The sequence below is a fragment of the Micromonospora sp. NPDC005324 genome, assembly GCF_040607155.1.
In the GTDB taxonomy this organism is placed as follows: domain Bacteria; phylum Actinomycetota; class Actinomycetes; order Mycobacteriales; family Micromonosporaceae; genus Micromonospora; species Micromonospora trifolii.
On the sequence record NZ_JBEXGE010000011.1, the window covers coordinates 121,222 to 142,172 of the forward strand.

General features: G+C 69.6%; 23 protein-coding genes. 7 read left to right on the forward strand and 16 right to left on the reverse strand.

The features are described 5' to 3' along the window. The first annotated feature begins 66 nt into the window (after positions 1 to 66). Together ABZS40_RS14480 and ABZS40_RS14485 are read left to right on the forward strand one after the other, a co-directional pair. Positions 67 to 1,644, forward strand: a complete 1,578-nt coding sequence (locus ABZS40_RS14480; protein WP_354943742.1) for an LPXTG cell wall anchor domain-containing protein — start codon at positions 67 to 69, stop codon at positions 1,642 to 1,644. Between the two features lie 142 nt (positions 1,645 to 1,786). Further along, entirely contained in the window at positions 1,787 to 2,608 is an 822-nt protein-coding gene (locus tag ABZS40_RS14485; RefSeq protein ID WP_354943743.1) for a DedA family protein, read from the forward strand. Positions 2,609 to 2,774: 166 nt separating this feature from the next. On the opposite strand, the gene ABZS40_RS14490 is transcribed toward ABZS40_RS14485, so the two are convergent. The 9 genes from ABZS40_RS14490 to ABZS40_RS14530 form a co-directional block, all read right to left on the reverse strand. Next, positions 2,775 to 3,152 (reverse strand): metalloregulator ArsR/SmtB family transcription factor, encoded by a 378-nt coding sequence (locus ABZS40_RS14490; protein WP_030332125.1) that lies wholly within the window; start codon positions 3,150 to 3,152, stop codon positions 2,775 to 2,777. A gap of 57 nt (positions 3,153 to 3,209) precedes the next feature. Next, the gene (gene pyrE / locus ABZS40_RS14495; RefSeq protein WP_112586136.1) at positions 3,210 to 3,749 is read right to left on the reverse strand and encodes an orotate phosphoribosyltransferase; all 540 of its coding nucleotides are present in this window, start codon (positions 3,747 to 3,749) and stop codon (positions 3,210 to 3,212) included. A gap of 169 nt (positions 3,750 to 3,918) precedes the next feature. Beyond that, the gene (locus ABZS40_RS14500; protein WP_354943744.1) at positions 3,919 to 4,728 is read right to left on the reverse strand and encodes an SDR family oxidoreductase; all 810 of its coding nucleotides are present in this window, start codon (positions 4,726 to 4,728) and stop codon (positions 3,919 to 3,921) included. Positions 4,729 to 4,738: 10 nt separating this feature from the next. Continuing rightward, a complete protein-coding gene (locus ABZS40_RS14505) occupies positions 4,739 to 5,395 on the reverse strand; it encodes a hypothetical protein (RefSeq protein ID WP_354943745.1) in 657 nt (218 codons plus the stop codon). Between the two features lie 72 nt (positions 5,396 to 5,467). Beyond that, complete coding sequence (locus ABZS40_RS14510; RefSeq protein WP_354943746.1) at positions 5,468 to 6,232, reverse strand: hypothetical protein; 765 nt, start codon at positions 6,230 to 6,232, stop codon at positions 5,468 to 5,470. A 103-nt stretch (positions 6,233 to 6,335) separates the two neighbouring features. Next, positions 6,336 to 6,914, reverse strand: coding sequence for a DUF4178 domain-containing protein (locus tag ABZS40_RS14515; protein WP_354943747.1), 579 nt, complete (start codon positions 6,912 to 6,914; stop codon positions 6,336 to 6,338). Between the two features lie 175 nt (positions 6,915 to 7,089). Next, a complete protein-coding gene (locus ABZS40_RS14520; protein ID WP_354943748.1) occupies positions 7,090 to 7,470 on the reverse strand; it encodes a hypothetical protein in 381 nt (126 codons plus the stop codon). Between the two features lie 109 nt (positions 7,471 to 7,579). Further along, complete coding sequence (gene clpB / locus ABZS40_RS14525) at positions 7,580 to 10,171, reverse strand: ATP-dependent chaperone ClpB (protein ID WP_354943749.1); 2,592 nt, start codon at positions 10,169 to 10,171, stop codon at positions 7,580 to 7,582. Positions 10,172 to 10,256: 85 nt separating this feature from the next. Next, entirely contained in the window at positions 10,257 to 10,901 is a 645-nt protein-coding gene (locus ABZS40_RS14530; protein ID WP_354943750.1) for a helix-turn-helix domain-containing protein, read from the reverse strand. Between the two features lie 85 nt (positions 10,902 to 10,986). On the opposite strand from ABZS40_RS14530, the gene ABZS40_RS14535 reads away from it, so the two are divergent. Then, the gene (locus ABZS40_RS14535; protein WP_354943751.1) at positions 10,987 to 12,123 is read left to right on the forward strand and encodes an epoxide hydrolase; all 1,137 of its coding nucleotides are present in this window, start codon (positions 10,987 to 10,989) and stop codon (positions 12,121 to 12,123) included. Between the two features lie 101 nt (positions 12,124 to 12,224). On the opposite strand, the gene ABZS40_RS14540 is transcribed toward ABZS40_RS14535, so the two are convergent. Then, positions 12,225 to 12,488 (reverse strand): hypothetical protein, encoded by a 264-nt coding sequence (locus tag ABZS40_RS14540; protein WP_354943752.1) that lies wholly within the window; start codon positions 12,486 to 12,488, stop codon positions 12,225 to 12,227. Positions 12,489 to 12,771: 283 nt separating this feature from the next. Here ABZS40_RS14540 and ABZS40_RS14545 point away from each other — a divergent pair, with 283 nt between their 5' ends. The 3 genes from ABZS40_RS14545 to ABZS40_RS14555 all read left to right on the forward strand — a co-directional run bounded on the left by ABZS40_RS14545 (position 12,772) and on the right by ABZS40_RS14555 (position 14,878). Then, positions 12,772 to 12,993 carry a winged helix-turn-helix domain-containing protein gene (locus tag ABZS40_RS14545; RefSeq protein ID WP_354943753.1) on the forward strand — a complete coding sequence of 74 codons (222 nt, stop codon included), beginning with the start codon at positions 12,772 to 12,774 and terminating at the stop codon, positions 12,991 to 12,993. 164 nt (positions 12,994 to 13,157) lie between these two features. Next, positions 13,158 to 13,658, forward strand: coding sequence for a TrkA C-terminal domain-containing protein (locus tag ABZS40_RS14550; protein ID WP_354943754.1), 501 nt, complete (start codon positions 13,158 to 13,160; stop codon positions 13,656 to 13,658). Positions 13,659 to 13,663: 5 nt separating this feature from the next. Then, entirely contained in the window at positions 13,664 to 14,878 is a 1,215-nt protein-coding gene (locus ABZS40_RS14555) for a cation:proton antiporter (protein ID WP_354943755.1), read from the forward strand. Here ABZS40_RS14555 and ABZS40_RS14560 read toward each other — a convergent pair. After that, a complete protein-coding gene (locus ABZS40_RS14560) occupies positions 14,867 to 15,325 on the reverse strand; it encodes a GNAT family N-acetyltransferase (RefSeq protein ID WP_354943756.1) in 459 nt (152 codons plus the stop codon). The genes ABZS40_RS14555 and ABZS40_RS14560 overlap by 12 nt on opposite strands. A 172-nt stretch (positions 15,326 to 15,497) precedes the next feature. Between ABZS40_RS14560 and ABZS40_RS14565 the strand changes: the two genes are divergently transcribed. Continuing rightward, complete coding sequence (locus ABZS40_RS14565; protein ID WP_030332093.1) at positions 15,498 to 15,929, forward strand: hypothetical protein; 432 nt, start codon at positions 15,498 to 15,500, stop codon at positions 15,927 to 15,929. A 58-nt stretch (positions 15,930 to 15,987) separates the two neighbouring features. Here the strand turns inward: ABZS40_RS14565 and ABZS40_RS14570 are convergent, their stop codons facing one another. The 5 genes from ABZS40_RS14570 to dnaK form a co-directional block, all read right to left on the reverse strand. After that, positions 15,988 to 16,182 carry a hypothetical protein gene (locus ABZS40_RS14570; protein WP_354943757.1) on the reverse strand — a complete coding sequence of 65 codons (195 nt, stop codon included), beginning with the start codon at positions 16,180 to 16,182 and terminating at the stop codon, positions 15,988 to 15,990. Between the two features lie 137 nt (positions 16,183 to 16,319). Next, on the reverse strand, positions 16,320 to 16,760 hold the full coding sequence (locus tag ABZS40_RS14575) for a helix-turn-helix transcriptional regulator (RefSeq protein ID WP_354943758.1): 441 nt from the start codon (positions 16,758 to 16,760) through the stop codon (positions 16,320 to 16,322). Between the two features lie 30 nt (positions 16,761 to 16,790). After that, positions 16,791 to 17,969 (reverse strand): molecular chaperone DnaJ, encoded by a 1,179-nt coding sequence (gene dnaJ, locus ABZS40_RS14580; RefSeq protein ID WP_354943759.1) that lies wholly within the window; start codon positions 17,967 to 17,969, stop codon positions 16,791 to 16,793. A gap of 85 nt (positions 17,970 to 18,054) precedes the next feature. Then, positions 18,055 to 18,813: a nucleotide exchange factor GrpE gene (gene grpE / locus ABZS40_RS14585; protein WP_354943760.1), complete on the reverse strand. Its 759-nt coding sequence runs from the start codon at positions 18,811 to 18,813 to the stop codon at positions 18,055 to 18,057. A gap of 48 nt (positions 18,814 to 18,861) precedes the next feature. Further along, on the reverse strand, positions 18,862 to 20,757 hold the full coding sequence (gene dnaK, locus ABZS40_RS14590) for a molecular chaperone DnaK (protein ID WP_354943761.1): 1,896 nt from the start codon (positions 20,755 to 20,757) through the stop codon (positions 18,862 to 18,864). Between the last annotated feature and the right edge of the window lie 194 nt (positions 20,758 to 20,951).

Genomic DNA, 20,951 nt, shown 5'->3' on the forward strand with positions numbered 1-20,951 from the left:
TCAGCCTTAGCAATTCCTTAAGATCCGCAGGCTCCACCTGATCCCCCAACTGGAGGAACCCCCCTCATGCTCACCCACTCCACCCGGCGTTGGCTCGCCGGACTGGGCGTAGCAGGCGCGTTCGTCGCCGCCGCCGCCAGCCCGGCCGTCGCCGCCCCGGAGGCGCCCATCGAACTGGGCGTCTATTTCAGCGACACCACAATTGCCGCGGGGTCCGAAGGCAAGATCGATTCCCCCCTCCTGTTCGCCTCCGAGCCGGTGGTGGTCGAAGGCCTCACTGTTACTTACGACTACCGGGACCTCAGCGGTGTCGTCCAGGTCAAGCCCGAATCGTCGAGCTTCGACTGCAAGTCGCCGGAGGCCGGTGTTCTGGTCTGCACCGACCCCTTCGAGATCGGTCTCGAGGAGTGGGCCTTCGGCGGCCTCTTCGAGGTGGCCCTGACGCCGGCCGCGAAGGCTGCCGACGGCGACACCGGTAACCTCAAGGTCACGGTCAGCGCCGAGGGTCTCGCTCCGGCCAGCCACACCGCCAAGCTGCGGATCGGCGAGGGCGTCGACCTGGCCGCCCCGGGCGAGGAAACCAACATCTCGTCCGCTCCTGGCGGCACGTTCAGCGCTCCGCTGACGCTCGGCAACGCTGGCAAGACCGCCGCCAAGGGAGCGGTCGCGGTCTTCGACCTGGACTACGCGATCCGCCCCGACAAGCAGTACAGCAACTGCACCTACGAGGACGGTCACCTGCGGACCTGCGCCTTCGACGAGGTAACCGCCGCCGGCAAGGCCCGCTCGGTTTCGCTGTCCTACGTGCTCGGCAAGGACACCTACGCGCCGGGCAGCGAGTACGGCTACTACAACTGGATGACGATCGCCGAGTTCGAGGACTTCAACGCCTACCTCCAAGCCGGGGGCATCTCGGTTGGGAAGCCCGGCAACGGTCCGGTGCTGAGCCTTCCGGAGGTCCCGTCAAAGCTGGGGGCGCGCGGCTTCCAGGCTGACACCGACCCGATGAACAACTGGTCCGGCATGACCGTCAAGGTCACCGGCAAGAACGGCACGGACCTGGTGGCGGTCGGCGGCCAGCTGACCGGCAAGGCCGGCGACGTGGTCACGGCCTCCGTCGGAGTCCGCAACGACGGCCCGGCCGCGCTGGACTTCGGTCGCTCGGGCACGCCGGTCACCAAGATCGACATCGCCGTTCCGGAGGGCACCACCGCAGTAGAGGTTCCCGAGTTCTGTGCGCCGCTCAACGGCGACGAGCAGGACTGGGAGAACGCCGGCAAGCCGGGCGCAGAGCTCTACCGCTGCTACCCGGACATCTTCATCGGTGTCGGTGAGAAGCAGCTGGTCGACATCGGCCTCCGGATCGACAAGGTGATCGAGAACGCGGCGGGCACCGTCACCATCAACGCCAAGTGCGAGTGCGAGGGCTTCACCGAGGACCTGAAGCCGGCCAACGACGTCGCCAAGATCCTGGTCAACGTGGCCGGCGGCACGGGCGGTGGTGACGGTGACGGTGACGGCGGCTCGCTGCCGATCACCGGTCAGTCCACCGGGCTGATCGCCGGTCTCGGCGCGCTGTTGCTCGCCGCTGGCGCAGGCGGTTACCTGGTGGCCAAGCGCCGCCGGACCCGCTTCGTCGCCTGACCCACCCCGCACCACCGGTGCCCCGTCGACCACACGGTCGGCGGGGCACCGTCGTTGGACCCACGATCCCACGACCCACGACGCGGGCGGGTGGTGACGGGCCGGTCCGGCGCGGCCGGGGCCCTGGGCTTCGGTACCCTTTGTGGCCGTGGACACAGCTGAGAAGACTCGCGCTCTCGTGGAGAGCGTCGCCCTGAACCCGCTCGATCCCAAGGATCTGTTGCAGACCTTCGGGCTGATCGGCGTGTGGGTGATCCTCTTCGCCGAGACCGGCCTGCTGGTGGGCTTCTTCTTCCCGGGTGACTCGCTGCTGTTCCTCGCCGGGGTCGCCTCGTCACCGGTGGCGGACGCGATCTTCGGCGACGGCACCCGCCTCTCCCTCGTCGGCCTGCTGATCGGTGGGCCGATCTGCGCGATCGTCGGCGCCCAGTTGGGGCACTGGCTCGGCGCACGGTACGGCCGGCCGATGTTCGAGCGGCCGAACTCCCGGCTCTTCAAGAAGGAGTACGTGGAGAAGGCCGAGTACTACTTCCAGAAGTTCGGCCCGGCGAAGGCCGTCGTGCTGGCGCGCTTCATTCCGATCGTCCGTACGTTTCTCAACCCGGTTGCGGGCGCGCTCGGCATGCCGGCGAAGAAGTTCCTGCTCTGGAACATCGTCGGCGCGGTGCTCTGGGTGGACGGCATCCTGCTGATCGGCTACCTGCTGGCCGAGCAGATCTACCAGGCCATCGGCGACAAGATCGACCACTACATCCTGCCGGTGGTGGCCCTGATCGTTCTGATCTCGGTGCTGCCGATCTTCTTCGAGTTCCTTCGCGACCGGCGGGCTCGTAAGCGCGGCGAGGCGGTCGCGGTGGTCGCGGCGGCCAGTGCCGCCGGCGCTGTGGAGGCGGCCCGCGAGGCGTTCGACCACGACCGGCACCAGCACGGTCGTCAGCGCCCGGAGCACGGTCAGGATCGTTGAGCGGTACGACGACGGCCGGCCCCCTGGTGAGGGGGTCGGCCGTCGGCATGTCGAACCCGGCCTCCGGTGGTGCGACCGGGGACGAGCAGGTGTCAACCACCGGTGGCGCCACCCCTGGCTCGCCACCGGACGCCGCCCCAATTCGGGACGGCGTGTAGTTCCTACGTCAGCGGGCCTTCTTGGTGGCCCGCTTACGCGGCGGGGTCAGCAGGTCGGCGATCGTCGCGATCGCACTCGGGACCAGGCTGTAGTACGCCCAGACACCGCGCTTCTCCCGCTGCAACAAGCCAGCCTCGGTGAGGATGCGCAGGTGGTGACTGACCGTCGGCTGAGAGAGGCCGAGCGGCGCCGTCAGGTCACAGACGCACGCCTCGCCCTCGGGGGCCGACTGGATCAGGCTGAGCAGCCGCAACCGAGCAGGATCAGCAAGGGCCTTGAGGACCCCGGCGAGACGCTCGGCATCGGCACGTTCGATCGGCTCGCCGTTTAGCGGCGAGATCTGAGGCATAGTCATTTCGGCCAACGCAGTTCCCACGTATTCCATCCTTCCACCAGCAGCATCGATCCGCCTGCATATCAGCAGATCCGAATCGGCAGACTTTTACGCCACAAGGCCGAGGTCAGCCAACGTATAGGCCGCCCGGTACGGCAATCCGGCGGCTCGCACCGCGTCGCCGGCGCCTCGATCAACAATAACCACCACGCCCACGACTTCCGCCCCGGCCTCGCGAAGCGCCTCGACAGCCGTCAAAACACTTCCGCCCGTCGTGGATGTGTCCTCCACCGCCAATACTCGACGGCCAGCCACCTCCGGTCCCTCGATCCGCCGCTGAAGACCGTGAGCCTTGCCCGCCTTGCGCACCACAAAGGCGTCCAGGGCCCGGCCGGTCGGAGCGGCGGCGTGCAGCATCGAGAGCGCGACAGGATCCGCCCCCAGGGTGAGGCCCCCGACGGCGTCGAACTCCCAGTCGGCGGTGAGGTCGAGCAACACCCGGCCGACCAGAGGAGCGGCCCGGTGATGGAGCGTGACGCGCCGCAGATCCACGTACCAGTCTGCCTCGCGCCCCGACGAGAGCACGACCCGCCCGTGGACCACAGCCAGGTCGGTAATGAATTTACGCAGGTCGTCGTGGTCCCCCATGGCGATAGAGGTTACTGCGCAACTCTGAACGCCGTGTGTGGGGTCCACCCTGATCAGCCTCGGGGGGAACCGATGACTGGCGATGTTCGACTACGCTCAGCAACTGGCCCGACAGCGGCGCGCCAACGCCGTCCTCCCACTCGCTCGGGGTTGGCGGGCCGGTCGAAGCTCAGCGCTCGTCGCGACCGATCCGGCCGCGGGTGTCCCGCGCGACCGCCTGGAGCAGCCGCCGCGGCGCGTGTCGCATGCCGGCGACGACCACCTTGTACTTCCACGCCGGGATGCTGACCATCTTGCCTTTGCCCAGGTCACGCAAGGCTTCGTCAACCACATCCTCGGCCCGCAGCCACAGCCACTCCGGCGTCTTGGACATGTTGATGCCGGCTCGCTGATGGAATTCGGTGCGGGTGTAGCCGGGGCAGAGGGCCATCACCTGAACGCCGAACGGCCGCGCCGACTGCCCGACGGACCCACTGAAGTTGGTGACCCACGCCTTGCTGGCGGAGTACGTCGATCCGGGCATCGCCGTACCGAAACCGGCGACCGAAGAGACATTTATCACTGCCCCATTTTGCCGTTCAGTCATCGGTCGGAGCGCCGCCAGGGTCAGCCGCATGACAGCGTGCACGTTGAGTCGCAACAGTCGTGCCTCGTCCTCCGCTGTCGAGCGCAGAAACGGTTTGTTCAGGCTGATGCCCGCATTGTTGACCAGCAGGTGCACCGGGCTGCCGTCGGCGAACCGCTGCTCCACGATGGCGCAGCCGTCGTCGGTGGACAGATCGGCCGAGATTGTCTCCACCTCGCGTCCGTACGTGGAACCCAGCTCGGTGGCCAACTCGGTGAGGCGCGCCGCGTCGCGGGCAACGAGCACCAGGTGCCAGCCGTCGGCGGCCAGTCGTCGCGTGAACGCCGCGCCGATGCCGGCGGTGGCCCCGGTGATCAGGGCTCTGCGCTCGGCAGTCGTGGGGTCGAGCGTCACGGGGTGGTCCTCACCTGGGCGGGTACGGGGGCGCGTGCGGCGCCGACGAGGGCTGGTGCGGGGCGGGCGTGAACATGGGCGGCGCGGTTGGCGACGTCGAGCGGTGGCGACCGAACCAGCTGTTTGCCGCCGGCAGCGCCAGCAGCGTAGCTACTACAAGGTAACCGAGCGCCTGTGCGACGGAAAGCCCGGCGTTGAGCGGGATCCACCAGGACGGGTACGCGTCGCCGATGAGGCCCAGCAACTCGGCGAGAGCCTGCTCGCCGGAGCCCAGTTGCAGTGGTGCCGCCCGTTCGCCGACGACCACCGCCACGCTGCAACAACCGGCAAGCAGGCCGAGCCCGCTGACCACCCAGGTCGCCACCCGGACGCCGTTGCGACCGGCCAGCAGCCCGAGGGCCAGGCCGGCGAGCAGCGGCGCGGAGAGCACCGCCACCACCGCCGACAGCACCGCGGACGCGCGGAGCAGAGTCACCACGTCGTCGATCTGCTCCGGGCTCGCCGAGGTGTCGCGGGCGGCGGAGCGGAACGCGTCGACAGTCCCGCCCAGCACCACCAGGTCCATTACGGCGTACGCGAGCGCGGCGACCGCCATCACCAACAGCACGGTCGCGGCCGACAGGACGGCGGCGGGCCGGCGGGCCGGTGCCGATTCCGGGTACGACACGACGAATCCCTCCGGTAGGCGTCGGGTTGCAACCTACTCGGAGGGATCGTCGGCGTCGTGCTTATCGAGCCGTCAGCTCGTCGACGGCGGGGTTGACCCGGGCCGATCCGTGGGCGGCGTGTCGTCCGGCCGGTCCGCGGCCGGCGGCGGCGGGTAGCTCGGCACCCCACTCGACGGATAACCCGGCTCACCGGACGCCTGCGGGTAACCGGGCTGACCCGGCGCCTGCGGGTGGCCCGGGTAGCTGGCGCCCGGGGTGGGCGGCTCCCAGCCCGCGGTGGGCTTGCGGAAGAACGGGTTCGCCTTCGGCAGCGCCAGCAGGACCAGCGCCGTGATCAGCGCGATCAGGCTGAGCACGCCGAGCAGGAGGCTGACCGGGGTCACCCAGGAGGGCAGGGCCTCCTCCAGACGGCTCTGGATCTCCTCCGGGCTCGGCCCGCCGGTAGACCCGCCACCGGTGTTGAAACCGCCGGCCGCGTTGCTGAGCAGACCACCACCGACGCAGCAGACCATGATGCCGCCGACGATCCAGGTGGTGATCCGGGCGCCGTTGCGGCCCTGGTTGTTGAACAGGGCCAGCACGCCCAGCACGACCGCGAGCAGCAACAGGACGACGCTGCCGCCGATGCCGATGACGGCGAAGACGTCGGCCACCTGGTCACCGTCGGTGCTGCTGCCCTCGTACGCCGCACGGAGCGCGTCGCGCGTCTTGCCGAAGGTGCTGAGCGTGATGATCAGACTGATCACCTGGAGTGCCAGGAACAGGAAGAGCAGGTAACTGGAAATCGACACAATGGATGGCCGCTGACGGGCCGGCGTGCTCTGGGAATCGACCACGATTCTCCTTCCCTAAGATCGCGCCCACACCGTATCGACAACCGGCCAGTTCGGCATGCCGTGACGAGCCCGGGCGCGTCCGCCCGGTCCGGCTCGGTGGGCCTCAGGCCTGGGGCGGTCGGATCGTCAGGTCGGCGGGGTCGAGCAGGTCACCGCGCGCCACCCGCCAACCCTCTTCGCCGTACGCCTCGAAGGAGAGCCGCGCGGCGCCGCCGGACTGGTAGTCGTGGTAGCGCATCGTCCCGGTCGACGGCAGCGCGGTCTCGCCGGTGGCTGTGTAACGCGCCTGCCCGGTCTCGGCCCAGGTGTAGCGCCGCCCACCGAGTTCGATGGTCGGGGCGCCCGGGGTGACGGTGGCGCCCGGTTCGGCGGTCCAGAACACCAGCTCGACTTCGGGGCCGTCCTCCACGGAGAGCCGGTGGCGGGTGCCGGAGTCGTCGTCGAGGAGGTGCTGCACCCAGCTCCAGTCGCCCTCGACCAGACGGATCGTGGCGCTCACCGCGTACTCCCGTTCGCGGATGCGCACGCGGTCGCCCAGGGTCAGGCGGAGCGGGCCGCCGCGCGGCGGCTCCGCCGGCTGGCCTTCGGGCGGGTCCGTCGGCCGCCGACGGGCCCGCCCGACGACCACTACCACCGCGAGTACGGCAACAGCCGCCACCAGGCACGTCACCAGCGCGTCCACCCGACCACCTCCCCAGGTACGTCGGCGCAGACGGTAACAACCCTCGGCACCAGCAAGGCCCGCGCTGTGGCCGACAGCTCAGCTAGCGGAGGCCGTCCGGTGCGTCCTGCGCCGGCGCCGTCAACGGTCCGGTCGGCCCTGGTGACGAGCCCGGCGCGCCGGACCGGCGGATGGATCATGCTGCGGCGAGCCGCCGGCTGGCGTACGTGCCAAGGGTTTCGCGGTCCATCACGCACCCCACGAAGGTGGTGAACTCGCTCGGATCGTCCCGCAGCGACGTCCAGGCCGCTCGGGCCGCCGCTGGGTCGACGCGCTCCAGCAGCGTGGCCGCGTACGCCCGGCCGGCTGGTGTGCCGTCGGCCAGCACCCGGTCGAGTTGGCGGCGTACCTCCTCGGGGTGGTCGTCGAGAGCGGCCGAGATCCGCTCGTACGCCTCCGTCACCGGCAGCAGGGTGCCGGCGATGCCAACTCCCCCGAAGGCGAGCGTGTCAGCCGCCGCCAACGTGTCGGCGGCCGCACCAAGTTCCCGCTCCCATTTCTTCCCAATCCCAGACATGCCCCACCTCTTTCCCCACCCGCCCCGCTTCGACCCCGTTGATCATGAAGTTATTGCCACGACACGCGCGGTCGGGCAATAACTTCATGATCAACACGGGAGGGTGGGGTCAGGCGGGGGTTACCGCCAGGGCGTTGGTATTGGGGGCGTGGTCTACCTTCACTATTTGGCCGTCGCGGATTGATCCGCTCAAAAGGGCCTTGGCCAGTTGGTCTCCGATTGCCGTCTGGACCAGGCGACGGAGCGGGCGGGCGCCGTAGATCGGGTCGTAGCCGTGCTCGGCCAGCCACTGACGGGCGGACTCGGTGATCTCCAGGCCCAGCCGACGATCGGCCAACCGCCGCCGCATCCGGTTCAACTGGATGTCGACGATGGAGCCCAGGTCGTCCCCGCGCAGCGAGGCGAAGACCACGATGTCGTCCAGCCGGTTGAGGAATTCCGGCTTGAAGTGCGACCGGACCACGGCCAGCACGCCCTCACGGCGCTGCTCGTCGGCGAGTGTCAGGTCGCTGATCACCGACGACCCGAGGTTGGACGTGAGGATCAGGATCGCGTTGCGGAAGTCCACAGTGCGGCCCTGGCCGTCGGTGAGCCGGCCGTCGTCGAGCACCTGGAGCAGCACGTCGAAGACGTCCGGGTGGGCCTTCTCCACCTCGTCCAGCAGCACCACCGAGTACGGCCGTCGGCGCACCGCCTCGGTGAGCTGACCACCCTCGTTGTAGCCGACGTAGCCGGGCGGCGCACCCACCAGACGAGCGACCGAGTGCTTCTCGCCGTACTCGCTCATGTCGATGCGGACCATGGCCCGCTCGTCGTCGAAGAGGAACTCGGCGAGGGCCTTGGCCAGCTCCGTCTTGCCGACACCGGTGGGGCCGAGGAAGAGGAAGCTGCCGGTCGGGCGATCCGGGTCGGCGATACCGGCCCGGGCACGGCGTACCGCGTCGGAGACCGCGCCGACCGCTTCGGTCTGGCCGACCACCCGGCCGCCCAGCGAATCCTCCATCCGCAGCAGCTTGGCCGTCTCACCCTCCAGCAGGCGGCCGGCGGGGATGCCGGTCCAGGAGGCGACCACCGCGGCGATGTCGTCTGCGCCGACTTCCTCCTTGAGCATCGCGCCGTCGGCCTGGAGCTGGGCCAGCTCCTCCGCGGCCTGCTTCAGCTCGACCTTCAGGGCGGGGATCCGGCCGTAGCGCAGCTCGGCGGCGCGTTCCAGCTCGCCGTCCCGCTCGGCCCGCTCGGCCTCACCGCCGAGGCGTTCCAACTCTTCCTTGGCGCTGGAGAGCTTGGTGATGTGGCTCTTCTCCGTCTGCCAGCGCTCGGAGAGCACTGTGAGCTGCTCACGCTTGTCGGCCAACTCCTTGCGGAGCCGCTCCAACCGCTCGGCCGAGGCGGCGTCCGGCTCCTTGGCCAGGGCCATCTCCTCGATCTCCAACCGGCGGACCGCCCGCTCGATCTCGTCCACCTCGACCGGACGGGAGTCGATCTCCATCCGGAGCCGGGACGCGGACTCGTCGACCAGATCGATCGCCTTGTCGGGCAGGAACCGGTCGGTGATGTAACGGTCGGAGAGCGTCGCGGCGGCGACCAGCGCGGCATCGGTGATCCGTACGCCGTGGTGCACTTCGTAGCGCTCCTTGAGCCCACGCAGGATGCCGATGGTGTCCTCGATGGTCGGCTCACCGACCAGCACCGGCTGGAAACGGCGCTCCAGCGCCGGGTCCTTCTCGATGTGCTCGCGGTACTCGTCGAGCGTGGTGGCGCCCACCATCCGCAGTTCACCACGGGCCAGCATCGGCTTGAGCATGTTGCCGGCGTCCATCGAGCCTTCGCCCTTGCCGGCACCGACGACGGTGTGCAGCTCGTCGAGGAACGTGATGACCTGCCCGTTGGAGTTCTTGATCTCCTCCAGGACGGACTTCAGTCGCTCCTCGAACTGGCCGCGGTACTGCGCGCCGGCGACCATCGCGCCGAGATCCAGCGAGATCAGCTTCTTGTCGCGCAGGGACTCGGGCACGTCGCCGGTGACGATGCGCTGGGCCAGGCCCTCGACGATCGCGGTCTTGCCGACGCCGGGCTCGCCGATCAGCACCGGGTTGTTCTTGGTACGCCGGGAGAGCACCTGGATGACCCGGCGGATCTCGGAATCCCGGCCGATGACCGGGTCGATCTTGCCGTCCCGGGCACTGGCGGTGAGGTCGACGCCGTACTTGGTCAGGGCCTGGTAGGTCTGCTCGGGGTCGGCGGTGGTGACCCGACGGTCCCCACCGCGAACGGTCGGGAAGGCGGCGACCAGTGCCTCCTCGGTGGCGCCGGCGGTCTTCAACGCGCCGGACACCGCCCCGCCCACCCGAGCCAGACCGGCGAGCAGGTGTTCGGTGGAGGTGTACTCGTCGCCCAGCGGCCGGGCGATCTGCTCGGCGGCGCCGATGGCGTTGACGAACTCCCGAGCCAACGTCGGCTCGGCGATGCTGGAGCCGCGTGCGGCCGGCAGGTTGTCGACAGCGCGCTGGGCGGCCCGGCGCAGCTCGGTCGGGTCGGCCCCGACGGCGCGCAGCAGACCGGTGGCGGTCGAGCCGTCGGTGTCCAGGAGTGACAGGAGCAGGTGCCAGGGTTCTACTGTGGCGTGACCACGCTGGTTGGCCAGCGCGACAGCGCCCGTGATGGTTTCGCGGCTCTTGGTGGTGAGTCTTTCGGTGTTCATGGGCTCCCCCGGATCGGCGTTGTCCACTGGGTTGGACACAACCAGAGTTGAGCGTATTCCGCTCAACCTTAGCGCGTGACGCCCATCACTCCCGGCGCCGCCACCGCCAGTCGAACTCGCCGGCCGCCGGAGGCGGGCCGGGCAGCGGGTCCGCGTCCGGCACCGACGACAGGCCGGCCAGCAGGACCGCGAGCTGGCGGCGGCGCAGTTGGCGGGTCCGCTCCGGATCGGGTACGCGGACCGCGGCGCACGACTCCAACAACAACCCCAGATCGTGTACGACAGCGTCGGGGCGCAGCCGCCCGCTGGCGTGGGCGCGGTCGACCACTGCGGTGGCCAACTCGCCGGCGCGCATCGCGTCCCGACCCATCTCCTCGGTCGGTGTGAAGGTGCCGGCCAGGTGGACGGTGAGCGAGTGCACGTCGGCGTCGACCACCCGGGCCAGGAAGCCGGTGAACGCGGCCCAGTCGTCCGGCTCGGCGAGGGCGGTCTCGGCCTCCGCGACATATCGGCGCAGCCCGTCGTGGCAGAGCTGACGCAGCAGGTCCTCCTTGCCCGCGTACCGCCGATAGAGGGCGCTGATCCCGACGCCGGCGCGTTCCGCGACGGCGGCGATCGGGGCCTTCGGGTCGTCGAGGAAGACGGCGCGGGCGGCTTCGAGGATGACCTCGTCGTTGCGGGCGGCCTGGGCGCGGCGACCGCCCAGCGTCTTGCCGGAAGTCGATGACATGCCCTGAGCCTAGCAGTGGAACGGATCGTTCCGATCTGTTATGGTCATTGCAGAACGAAACATTCCGTTCCGAAGGAGTTCCGCCATGAGTGACGCCGCGATCCGCCCGTTCCGCGTCGAGATCCCGCAGACCGCCCTCGACGACCTGGCCGCCCGGCTGGACCGCACCCCCTGGCCCGCCGACCTGCCCGGCGCGGATGGTTCGTACGGGATGAGCATCGACCGGGTGCGCACCCTCGTCGACCGGTGGCGGGGCGAGTTCGACTGGCGAGCCGTCGAGGCCCGTCTGAACGCCCACCCGCAGTTCGTCACCGAGATCGACGGCGAGCAGATCCACTTCCTGCACATCCGGTCGTCCCGGCCGGACGCCACCGCGCTGGTGCTCACCCACGGCTGGCCCGGCTCGGTGCTGGAGTACCTCGACGTGATCGCCTCGCTCACCGAGCCGACCGACCCGGGCGCGCCAGCCTTCCACGTGGTCATCCCGTCACTGCCCGGCTTCGGTTTCTCCGGCCCGACCCGCGCCGCCGGCTGGAACCGGTTCCGCATCGCCCGCGCCTGGGCCGAGCTGATGAACCGCCTGGGGTACGACAGCTACGGCGCGGTCGGCAACGACGCCGGCTCGATGGTCGCTCCGGAGCTGGGCCGGATCGACCCGAGGCGGGTGCTCGGCGTACACGTCACCCAGCTCTTCTCGTTCCCCTCCGGCGACCCGGCCGAGTTCGCCGGGCTCTCCGAGGCGGACCAGGCGGCGCTCGGGCACCTCCAGTGGTTCTACGAGAACAAGTTCTCCTTCAACCAGGTGCACAGTCAGCAGCCGCAGACCCTGGCGTTCGCACTGACCGACTCGCCGGTCGGGCTGCTCGCCTGGAACGCCCAACTCTTCGACGAGAGCCTGGACGCCGACTTCATCCTGGCCAACGTGGCGCTCTACTGGTTCACCGGCACGGCCGCCTCGGCGATCCGGCTCTACTGGGAGGACGCGCACGCCGGCGAGCCGCCGACCGAGCCGACCACCGCTCCGACCGCGCTGGCGATGTTCCCCGGCGACTTCCAGTCCACCCGCCGCTTCGCCGATCGGGACCACGCCAACATCGTCCGGTGGACGGCGTACGACACCGACGTCGACGGCCGGGGCGACGTCGGCGGCCACTACGCGGCCCACCAGGCCACCGAGGTGCTGGTCGCCGACCTCCGCGAGTTCTTCGCCGGCCTCCGCTGACCTCGAATTGATCCACTCGACTTTCAGGAAGTCGCGGTATCCGGACCGCCAGGACGCCCCGACATCATGGAGACCGAGTCGATCACGGCCTCGTACGGCCTCTAAGGGCCGGTTCGCCGGGGCAAGCGGGCGGTGCAGGGGGTTTCGTGGTCGGCGCGGAGCACGCAGCGACGGTCACCGTCCAGCCGCCGGTCGCAGAAGACCCAGTGCCGTACCCCCTGGTTGTCCTCGGTCGAGACGGTGATCCCGCCGAGGTCGATCCGGGCCAGGAAGGCCAGCGATCGACCGGCGGTCCGCCCCAGCATCTTCGCGCGGGCCAGATCGGGCGCGGATATCGGCAGGTGGATGACGAACCGCCCGGTCATCGCCGCCACCCTCGGTCAACCATGAGCGGTGCTCCTCTCCTGGAGGTGCGGATCGCTGGCACGGCCGTTCACCCGAGGGGAGCGCACGGCCGTGCCAGCGGCGACGCGGACGACCCGGCCGAGGAGGCCGGCTGCCTACCAGGCTTTCCACTCCCGAGTGCCCGCCTGACCAACATACAATGCAAAGCATTGCAGGACAACCAGTGACCATGCTTAGCACGCGAGGTGTTGGCCGACCGGCCAACCGCGTGGGAAGATCTTGGGGCCTACCAGGAGTTGCCCCATGCCCCGAGTTTCGGACCGACAACGCATCGCGCAGGACATCCGCGACAGGATCGCTTCCGGCGAATACGCACCGGGCGACAAGCTGCCCTCGTTGCGTGAAATGACAGCGCACTACGGCGTGTCCGCCGAGCCGGTCCGATCAGCGCTGCTGATCCTGCAGGCCGAGGGTCTGACCGAGGGGCATCAAGGCAAAGGCACCTACGTCAGCGGCCCAAAGTAGATCCACTCGGGTTCCTTGAAGTTGGGGTGTCCTGCCTCCTCGCCTGATGCCCCGACTTCAAAGAAGTCGAGTGGATCATGGCTGTTGAGCTGCGTCCGGGCCGGCCCGAGGGGCGCTGTCCGTCCAAGATCTGCGGATTGTTCATCAAGCGGTAGCCTTGGAGGGTGCGAGTACGTGTCGAGCAGACCGCCCTACCCGGGATCGGGGTACGTCACGATCTGGTGACGGAGTCCGGACGCCGCCTGGGCGTCGTTTCCCACCGCAATGGCCGCCGTGATCTCGTTCTCTACGATCCCGACGACCCCGACGCCTGCCAGGCGGACATTCCGCTGACCGACGACGAGGCCGAGGCTCTGGCCGACATCCTCGGCGCGTCGCTGATGCTCGGCCAGCTCTCCGGGCTGCGCGAGCAGGCCGCCGGTCTGCTCACCGAGCAGATCGCCATCACGGCCGGGTCCCCGTACGTCAACCGGAAGCTCGCCGACACCAAGGCGCGTACCCGCACCAGCGCCTCCATCGTGGCAGTGCTGCGTGAAGGCGAAGTGATCGTTTCGCCACTCCCCTCCTTCCGCTTCGCAGCCGGCGACGTGGTGGTCGTTGTCGGGACCCGTAGAGGTCTCGACGGCGTTTCCGCCATCCTCGCCGACAGTGACCCGGACGGCTGAGGCGGATGCACGATTTCACCACGCTGCTCATCGAAGTCGGTGCGCTGCTGCTGTTGCTCGGGCTCCTCAGCCGGCTCAGCCGGCGCTTCGGCCTCTCTCCCATTCCTCTCTACCTGCTCGCCGGGCTCGCGTTCGGGCACGGCGGGCTGCTGCCGCTGGACGCCAGCGAGGAGTTCTTCGCAGTCGGCGCCGAGATCGGCGTAATCCTTCTGCTGGTGATGCTCGGCCTGGAGTACTCGGCCAACGAACTCGTCGGCAACCTGCGCTCGGCGGCACCGGCGGGGCTGATCGACGGCGTCCTCAACGCGCTACCCGGCGCGGGGTTCGCCCTGCTGCTCGGCTGGGACTGGGTCGCCGCCCTGGTGCTCGGCGGCATCACCTGGGTCTCCTCCTCCGGCGTGATCGCCAAGGTCCTCGCCGACCTGGGCCGGCTCGGTAACCGGGAAACCCCGGTGATCCTCTCGGTGCTGGTCATCGAGGACCTGGCGATGGCCCTCTACCTGCCGCTCGTCACCGCCGTACTGGCCGGCACCGGCCTGCTCGGCGGCGGGATCGCGCTCACCGTCGCGGTGGGCACGGTGCTGATCGTGCTGGTGGTCGCCATCCGGTACGGCCACCTGATCTCGTCCGCCCTGTCGGCGAAGGACCCGGAGGCGCTGCTGCTCGGCGTACTCGGCCTGACGTTGCTGATCGCGGGCCTCGCCGCGTCGCTCCAGGTGTCGGCGGCGGTCGGCGCGTTCCTGGTCGGCATCGCCCTCTCCGGCCCGGTGGCGCACCACGCCACCGAGTTGCTCTCGCCCCTGCGGGACCTGTTCGCCGCTGTGTTCTTCGTCTTCTTCGGCCTGACCACCGATCCGCAGGACATTCCGCCGGTGCTGCTGCCGGCGCTCGCCCTGGCCGTTGTCACCATGGCGACGAAGACGCTCACCGGCTACCTCGCGGCCCGCCGGGTCGGCATCGCGGAGCCTGGTCGATGGCGGGCCGGCCTGGCACTCGTACCTCGCGGTGAGTTCTCCATCGTCATCGCCGGTCTCGCGGTGGCCGCCGGGAGCGTCGAGCCGCGGTTGGCAGCGCTGGCCGCGACGTACGTCCTGATCACCGTGGTGACCGGGCCGATCCTGGCTCGGCTGCCCGACTTCCCGTGGTTCAAGCGGTGGCTGCGCAACCGCGCGGCGGCCCAGCGGCGGGAGCCGACCCCGGTCGTCGAATCACTGCACTGAGCTCCACCTGAACGCCGCGGCGGCGTGGGTCGCACCCTCGCGGAGGTAGAAGCGGTGCGCCTCGGTGCGGGCCAGGCCGGACTCCAGGAAGACGTAGTCGGCACCCTTGTCGTGCGCCCACGCCCTGGCCGCCGCGAGCAGGCTGGAGCCGACACCCCGGGAGCGCCACTCGGGGTGCACAGCGAGATCCTCGATCGACGCCCGACGGCCGAAGCGCACCGAGAGGATGTCCACGTAGACGCTGGCCACGCCGACCAACTGATCCTCGTCCGATCGCGCCTCGAAGAGTGCGACGTCCTCGTCGGCGAGCAGTTGCGCGGTCCGCTCGACGGCGCGGTCGTGGTCCCAATCCACGGGACGGCGACCGGGAGGGGCGAGAAGCCACTCCATCCCCATGACGAACTCGGCCTCGGAGCCCCGCTGGAACCGTCTAACGTGGATTGTCATAGGAGCATCATCGGCTGCGCTGTCGATGCAATGGACCGGCCCGTGCCAACGGTTGCGGAATTGCTCCTCGCGGGTACTACCGCAGCACCCGACGGCGGGTTACCGTTTCGCCCCAGCAGCCAGGGTCCGCAGGCAGCGTTGCCACACGCGGGCGAGAGCGGAAGGTTGGCCGGTGAGCGTGCAGGAGTCGACGTTCCACGGCTTCGCCAACCCCGTCGATCCGACTCCGGCGGAGTTGCGAGCTTGGGCGTACAAACCCGATTCGGTGCCGTTGGCCTCGATGCCACCCGACTGGGACCTTCTGGTCTCCGGCGACCGGCTGGTGTTGACACTCTTCGAGTTAGCGATGGATCCAACCTGCCCGGCCCGGCGGTTCGCGCTGCACTGCCTCTACATCTACGCGGCCGACGGCATCCGGACGAACTTCCGCGCCCACCCCAAGCGCCGCTTCCGCAAGCTCGTCGAACAGGCCGAGCGTGACGGCGACGAGCTGATGAAGATCTGGGCGCACAACGGCCGGGTGCTGTTGGCCCGACCGGACCTCTTCGTCTACCGGGACTGGTGCGAGGGCGGCCTGGTCCGCGAAAACCGCCGCCTCGGCTGAGCACGGGCCGAACGGGCCGGGACCCCCCGTGGGTCCCGGCCCGCACGTCGGTCACCGGTCAGTCCTGCTTGCGTTCCGTCTCGGTTCGGCCCCGTTCGCCGGCGTGGTCGCCGTCTTCGGCGAACCGGCCCGCGATGATCCGGTCCCGGTAGGTCCCCTCGGTCACCTTGTCGAACTTCTTGCGGACGGTCTCGGCCAGATTTTCCAGCCGGTCCTCGGTCTGCTGGGCCACCTTCTTCGCCGGTTCCGCCATCGCTCCCCCTCGCCATGCCGGTAGGTCCGGATTAAGCCGATTGGACCCTTATCGACAGGCTAACCGAAGCGGCCCGGACCGCGCCGGGGAATCCAGCGTGGTCCGGGCCGACAAGACAGATCCGGGTGAGCGGCAGCTCAGCGATCGGGCGTGCGGCGCGGGCGCCACACCACCAGGGCGGTGGACGTGCGGTTGGTCGGCACCAGATCCCGGCCCGGGAAGCGGGCCAGCGACTCCAGCTCCGCCACCCGGCGGTACGCAACGTCCAGCTCCGCCTCCAGTCGGGCCACCCGCTGCTGCGCCTGCTCCAGCAGCCGCTCCAGCCCGATGATCCGCTTGACGCCGGCCAGGTTGATCCCGTCGTCCTGACTGAGCCGCTGCACCTCGCGCAACAGCACCACGTCGCGGACGCTGTAGCGACGCCCGCCACCAGCGGCTCGGCCGGGCTGCACCAGCCCCAGTCGGTCGTACTGACGCAGGGTCTGTGGATGCATCCCCGCCATCCGTGCCGCTACCGAGATCATCAGCACCTTGGCCTCGTAGGCAGGGTCGCCCGAACCGAGGAACTCGCCCGACATCCCGCTCACCTCCGCGTCCATTCCACCGGACTAACTGACTCGACGCACCCGTGCGTCGAGATGTTCCCGGGCCGCCGGCGGGGTCTGCTCGGCGAACGACTCCAGCGCCGTGCGCGCCTCGTCCGACAGCCGGGCCGGCACCACCACGTCCAGCGTCACCAGCAGGTCACCGGCCTGCCCGTCGCGGCGGACCACACCCTTGCCCCGGGCCCGCAGCACCCGCCCGCTCGGCGTCCCCGGCGGCACCCGCAGGGTCATCGCACCGTCGAGCGTGGGCACCCGCAGGTCCGTGCCGAGCACGGCCTCCGCGAAGGTGACCGGCACGGTCAGCGTCAGGTCGTCCCCGGTACGCCCGAACAGCTCGTCCGGCCGAACCTTTACCTGCACGAAGAGGTCGCCAGCCGGGCCTCCGCGCTCGCCCGGCTCGCCGCGCCCGGCCAGCCGGATGCGCTGACCGTCGGACACGCCGGCCGGAAAGCGCACGTTCATGGTGCGGGTCTTGGTGACACCGCCGCTGCCGTGGCACTCCGGGCACTTCTCCTCGACCACTGTGCCGACGCCCTGGCAGTTGCGGCACGGCTCGGAGAAGCTGAACGACCCCTGGTTGCGAGTGGTCACGCCGGCACCATGACAGACCGGGCAGGTACGCGGCTGGGTGCCGGGCTTGGCCCCGTTGCCGTGGCAGGTGTCGCAGACTCCCGGCGCGCGCAGCGTCAGGGGCAGCGTCACTCCGCGCACCGCGTCGCCGAAGTCCAGCGCCACCTCGGTCTCCACGTCCCGACCACGGGCCGGACCATGTGGTGCGGCCTGCCCACCGGCCTGACCGCCGCTGAAGATCGAGCTGAACAGGTCCTGGAAGCCGGCGCCGCCGAAGCGACGATCGCCGCCTCCGCCGCCGAACATGTCGGAGACGTCGAACGGCATGCCGCCCGGCTGACCCCCACCCCGGGCGTTGCGCCGGAACGCGCCCGAGCCGAAGAGCGAACGCATCTCGTCGTACTCGCGACGGCGGCCGCTGTCCGACAGCACGTTGTACGCCTCGGACGCTGCCTTGAAGCGCTCCTCGGCCTTCGGGTCGCCCGGGTTGTGGTCCGGGTGCGACTCCCGGGCCACCTTGCGGTACGCCTTCTTGATGTCATCCGCGGAGGCGGCCTTGTCCACGCCGAGTACGGCGTAGAAGTCCTTCTCGATCCAGTCCTTCGAACTCACCGGTCCACCTCCTTCCGACCCTGGTGGCCCGGCCGTCCCGCCCACCGCCGCGCGGTGGACGGGACGGCCCGGTCACTGTCTGGCACTATTCCGGATCCGCGACCGCGACCAGCGCGGGGCGCAGCAGCCGCTCACCGAGCTGGTAGCCGCGTCGCATGACCTGTACGCAGGTCGGCTCGCTGACGTCGGCCGAGGTCTGGTGCGCAACCGCCTCGTGCCGGGTCGGGTCGAACGGGTCGCCCTGCTCGCCGAAGGCGTTCAGGCCGAACTTGCCGAGCGCGGTGGTGAGTTGTTCCGCCACCGTGCCGAACGGCCCGACCAGGTCGCCGTGTTCCCGGGCCCGGTCCAGGTCGTCAAGGATCGGCAGCAGCGCGGCCAGCACCGAGCCGGTCGCCTGTTCCTGCACGAGGCTGCGGTCACGGTCGACCCGCTTGCGGTAGTTGGCGTACTCCGCCGACACCCGCTGCAGGTCCCTGGTCCGCTCGTCGAGCTCGGCCCGGAGCGCCTCCAGCTCGGCGCCGAGCGAGGTGCCCGTGCCGCCGCCGTCCACCGGCTGCGCCGGCGCGTCCACCACCGGCGGACCGGATGGCTCCGGCCCGTCGGTGGAGTTGACCTCGACCTCGATCTCGTCGACCACGACCTCGGCGTCCTCGACCAGACCCTCGGCCGGCACACCGGTCTCCGCGTCGGCGGCGGTGCCCTCCGGCTCGGCGGTGTCGACGAGCTTGCGGTTGTTGCGGATGACGACCCGCTCCCCGTCGCCGGTGGTCGGCTCCGTGGTCGCGGAGCCACCCGGCGTCGACCCGGTGTCGCCCGGGTCGGCGGCTCGTGGCTTCTGCGTCATGCGGCTACCTCATCCCCTTCGCGGTGAAAACGTGCCGGAGGCCGACGGTCACTTCTTGCCGTCCTCGTCCACGATTTCCGCGTCGACCACGTCGTCGGCGCCGCCGGCCTGCGCACCGGTCGCACCGGTGGCACCGGTCGCACCGGTGGCACCGGTCGCGCCGGTCGCGCCGGGGCCGGGCTCGCCACCCGGCTGCTGACCCTGCTCGGCCTGCTGTGAGTAGAGCAGCGAACCGGCCTCCTGGGAGACCTTCGCCAGCTTCTCGTGCGCCGACTTGATCTTTTCGATGTCCTGACCGCCGAGGGCGCCGCGCAGCTCGCCGAGCGCCTCGTTGAGCTGCTCGCGGTTCTCACCGGGCAGCTTGTCGCCGCTCTCGGCGAGGAACTTCTCGGTCTGCCACTGCAGCGCTTCGGCCACGTTGCGAGCCTCGGCGTCGTCGCGACGGCGCTTGTCCTCCTCCGCGTGCTCCTCGGCGTCCCGGCGCATCCGCTCGATGTCGTCCTTCGGCAGCGAGGAGCCGCCGGTGATCGTCATCTTCTGTTCCTTGCCGGTGCCCAGGTCCTTGGCGTGCACGTTGACGATGCCGTTGGCGTCGATGTCGAAGGCGACCTCGATCTGCGGCACGCCGCGCGGCGCCGGCGGGAGGCCGGTCAGCTCGAAGGTGCCGAGTTTCTTGTTGTACGCCGCGATCTCCCGCTCACCCTGGAACACCTGGATCAGCACCGACGGCTGGTTGTCGTCCGCCGTGGTGAAGACCTCGGAGCGCTTGGTCGGGATGGTGGTGTTGCGCTCGATCAGCTTGGTGAAGATGCCGCCCTTGGTCTCGATGCCCAGGCTCAGCGGGGTCACGTCGAGCAGCAGGACGTCCTTGACCTCACCCTTGAGCACACCGGCCTGGAGGGCGGCACCGACGGCGACCACCTCGTCCGGGTTGACACCCTTGTTGGGATCGCGACCGGTGAGCTGCTTGACCAGGTCGGTCACGGCGGGCATCCGGGTCGAACCGCCGACCAGGATGACGTGCTCGACGTCGGAGATCTTGATCCCGGCGTCCTTCACGGCCTGCTCGAACGGGCCCTTGCAACGGTCCAGCAGGTCCTGCGTCATCCGCTGGAACTCGGCGCGACTGAGCGTCACGTCGAGGTGCAGCGGGCCGGCCGCGCCGGCGGTGATGTACGGCAGGTTGATGTTGGTGGTGGTGGCGGCGGAAAGCTCGATCTTGGCCTTCTCGGCGGCCTCACGGAGCCGCTGGAGGGCCATCTTGTCCTGAGACAGATCAATGCCGTGCTCACCGCGGAACGTCTTGACCAGGTGGTCGATGATCCGCTGGTCCCAGTCGTCGCCACCGAGCTGGTTGTCACCGCTGGTCGACTTGACCTCGACGACGCCCTCGGCCAGCTCCAGCAGCGACACGTCGAAGGTGCCGCCGCCGAGGTCGAAGACCAGGACGGTCTGCTCCTTCGAGCCCTTGTCCAGCCCGTACGCCAGGGCGGCAGCTGTCGGCTCGTTGACGATCCGCAGCACGTTGAAGCCGGCGATCTCACCGGCCTCCTTGGTGGCCTGGCGCTGGCTGTCGTTGAAGTAGGCCGGAACGGTGATCACCGCGTCGGTGATCTGCTCGCCCAGGTACGCCTCGGCGTCCCGCTTGAGCTTCATCAGCGTCCGGGCCGAGATCTCCTGCGGGGTGTACTTCTTGCCATCGATGTCGACGGACCAGTTCGTGCCGACCTCGCGCTTGACCGACCGGATCGTCCGATCGGGGTTGGTCACCGCTTGGCGCTTGGCGACCTCACCGACGAGCACCTCGCCGTTGCGGGCGAACGCGACGATCGACGGAGTCGTCCGCGATCCCTCAGCGTTGGCGATGACGGTGGGCTCACCGCCCTCGAGAACGCTGACGCAGGAGTTCGTCGTGCCGAGGTCGATACCGACCGCACGTGCCATCTTCGCTTCCTCGCTTCATAAGGTTGTGCAGGTGACGGGCGTCGCCCGTGGGCTGCTGGCGAGCACCGCCCGCAGCGGGCCCCACCACAAGTTGAGTGAACTTGACTCAATAGTGCCACGCGTTGGCCAATCGTCAAGTTGACTTGAGCCAACCCGACGCAACCCAGCCGTTATTACCGTCCGGTTGTCTTCTC

Bases quoted from the DNA above. Each gene is read 5' to 3' on its own strand.
- ABZS40_RS14480 (WP_354943742.1), top strand. From the start codon at position 67: ATGCTCACCCACTCCACCCGGCGTTGGCTCGCCGGACTGGGCGTAGCA.
- ABZS40_RS14490 (WP_030332125.1), bottom strand. From the start codon at position 3,152: ATGGAATACGTGGGAACTGCGTTGGCCGAAATGACTATGCCTCAGATC.
- pyrE (WP_112586136.1), bottom strand. From the start codon at position 3,749: ATGGGGGACCACGACGACCTGCGTAAATTCATTACCGACCTGGCTGTG.
- ABZS40_RS14520 (WP_354943748.1), bottom strand. From the start codon at position 7,470: ATGTCTGGGATTGGGAAGAAATGGGAGCGGGAACTTGGTGCGGCCGCC.
- clpB (WP_354943749.1), bottom strand. From the start codon at position 10,171: ATGAACACCGAAAGACTCACCACCAAGAGCCGCGAAACCATCACGGGC.
- ABZS40_RS14530 (WP_354943750.1), bottom strand. From the start codon at position 10,901: ATGTCATCGACTTCCGGCAAGACGCTGGGCGGTCGCCGCGCCCAGGCC.
- ABZS40_RS14535 (WP_354943751.1), top strand. From the start codon at position 10,987: ATGAGTGACGCCGCGATCCGCCCGTTCCGCGTCGAGATCCCGCAGACC.
- ABZS40_RS14540 (WP_354943752.1), bottom strand. From the start codon at position 12,488: ATGACCGGGCGGTTCGTCATCCACCTGCCGATATCCGCGCCCGATCTG.
- ABZS40_RS14545 (WP_354943753.1), top strand. From the start codon at position 12,772: ATGCCCCGAGTTTCGGACCGACAACGCATCGCGCAGGACATCCGCGAC.
- ABZS40_RS14555 (WP_354943755.1), top strand. From the start codon at position 13,664: ATGCACGATTTCACCACGCTGCTCATCGAAGTCGGTGCGCTGCTGCTG.
- ABZS40_RS14560 (WP_354943756.1), bottom strand. From the start codon at position 15,325: ATGACAATCCACGTTAGACGGTTCCAGCGGGGCTCCGAGGCCGAGTTC.
- ABZS40_RS14570 (WP_354943757.1), bottom strand. From the start codon at position 16,182: ATGGCGGAACCGGCGAAGAAGGTGGCCCAGCAGACCGAGGACCGGCTG.
- ABZS40_RS14575 (WP_354943758.1), bottom strand. From the start codon at position 16,760: ATGTCGGGCGAGTTCCTCGGTTCGGGCGACCCTGCCTACGAGGCCAAG.
- grpE (WP_354943760.1), bottom strand. From the start codon at position 18,813: ATGACGCAGAAGCCACGAGCCGCCGACCCGGGCGACACCGGGTCGACG.
- dnaK (WP_354943761.1), bottom strand. From the start codon at position 20,757: ATGGCACGTGCGGTCGGTATCGACCTCGGCACGACGAACTCCTGCGTC.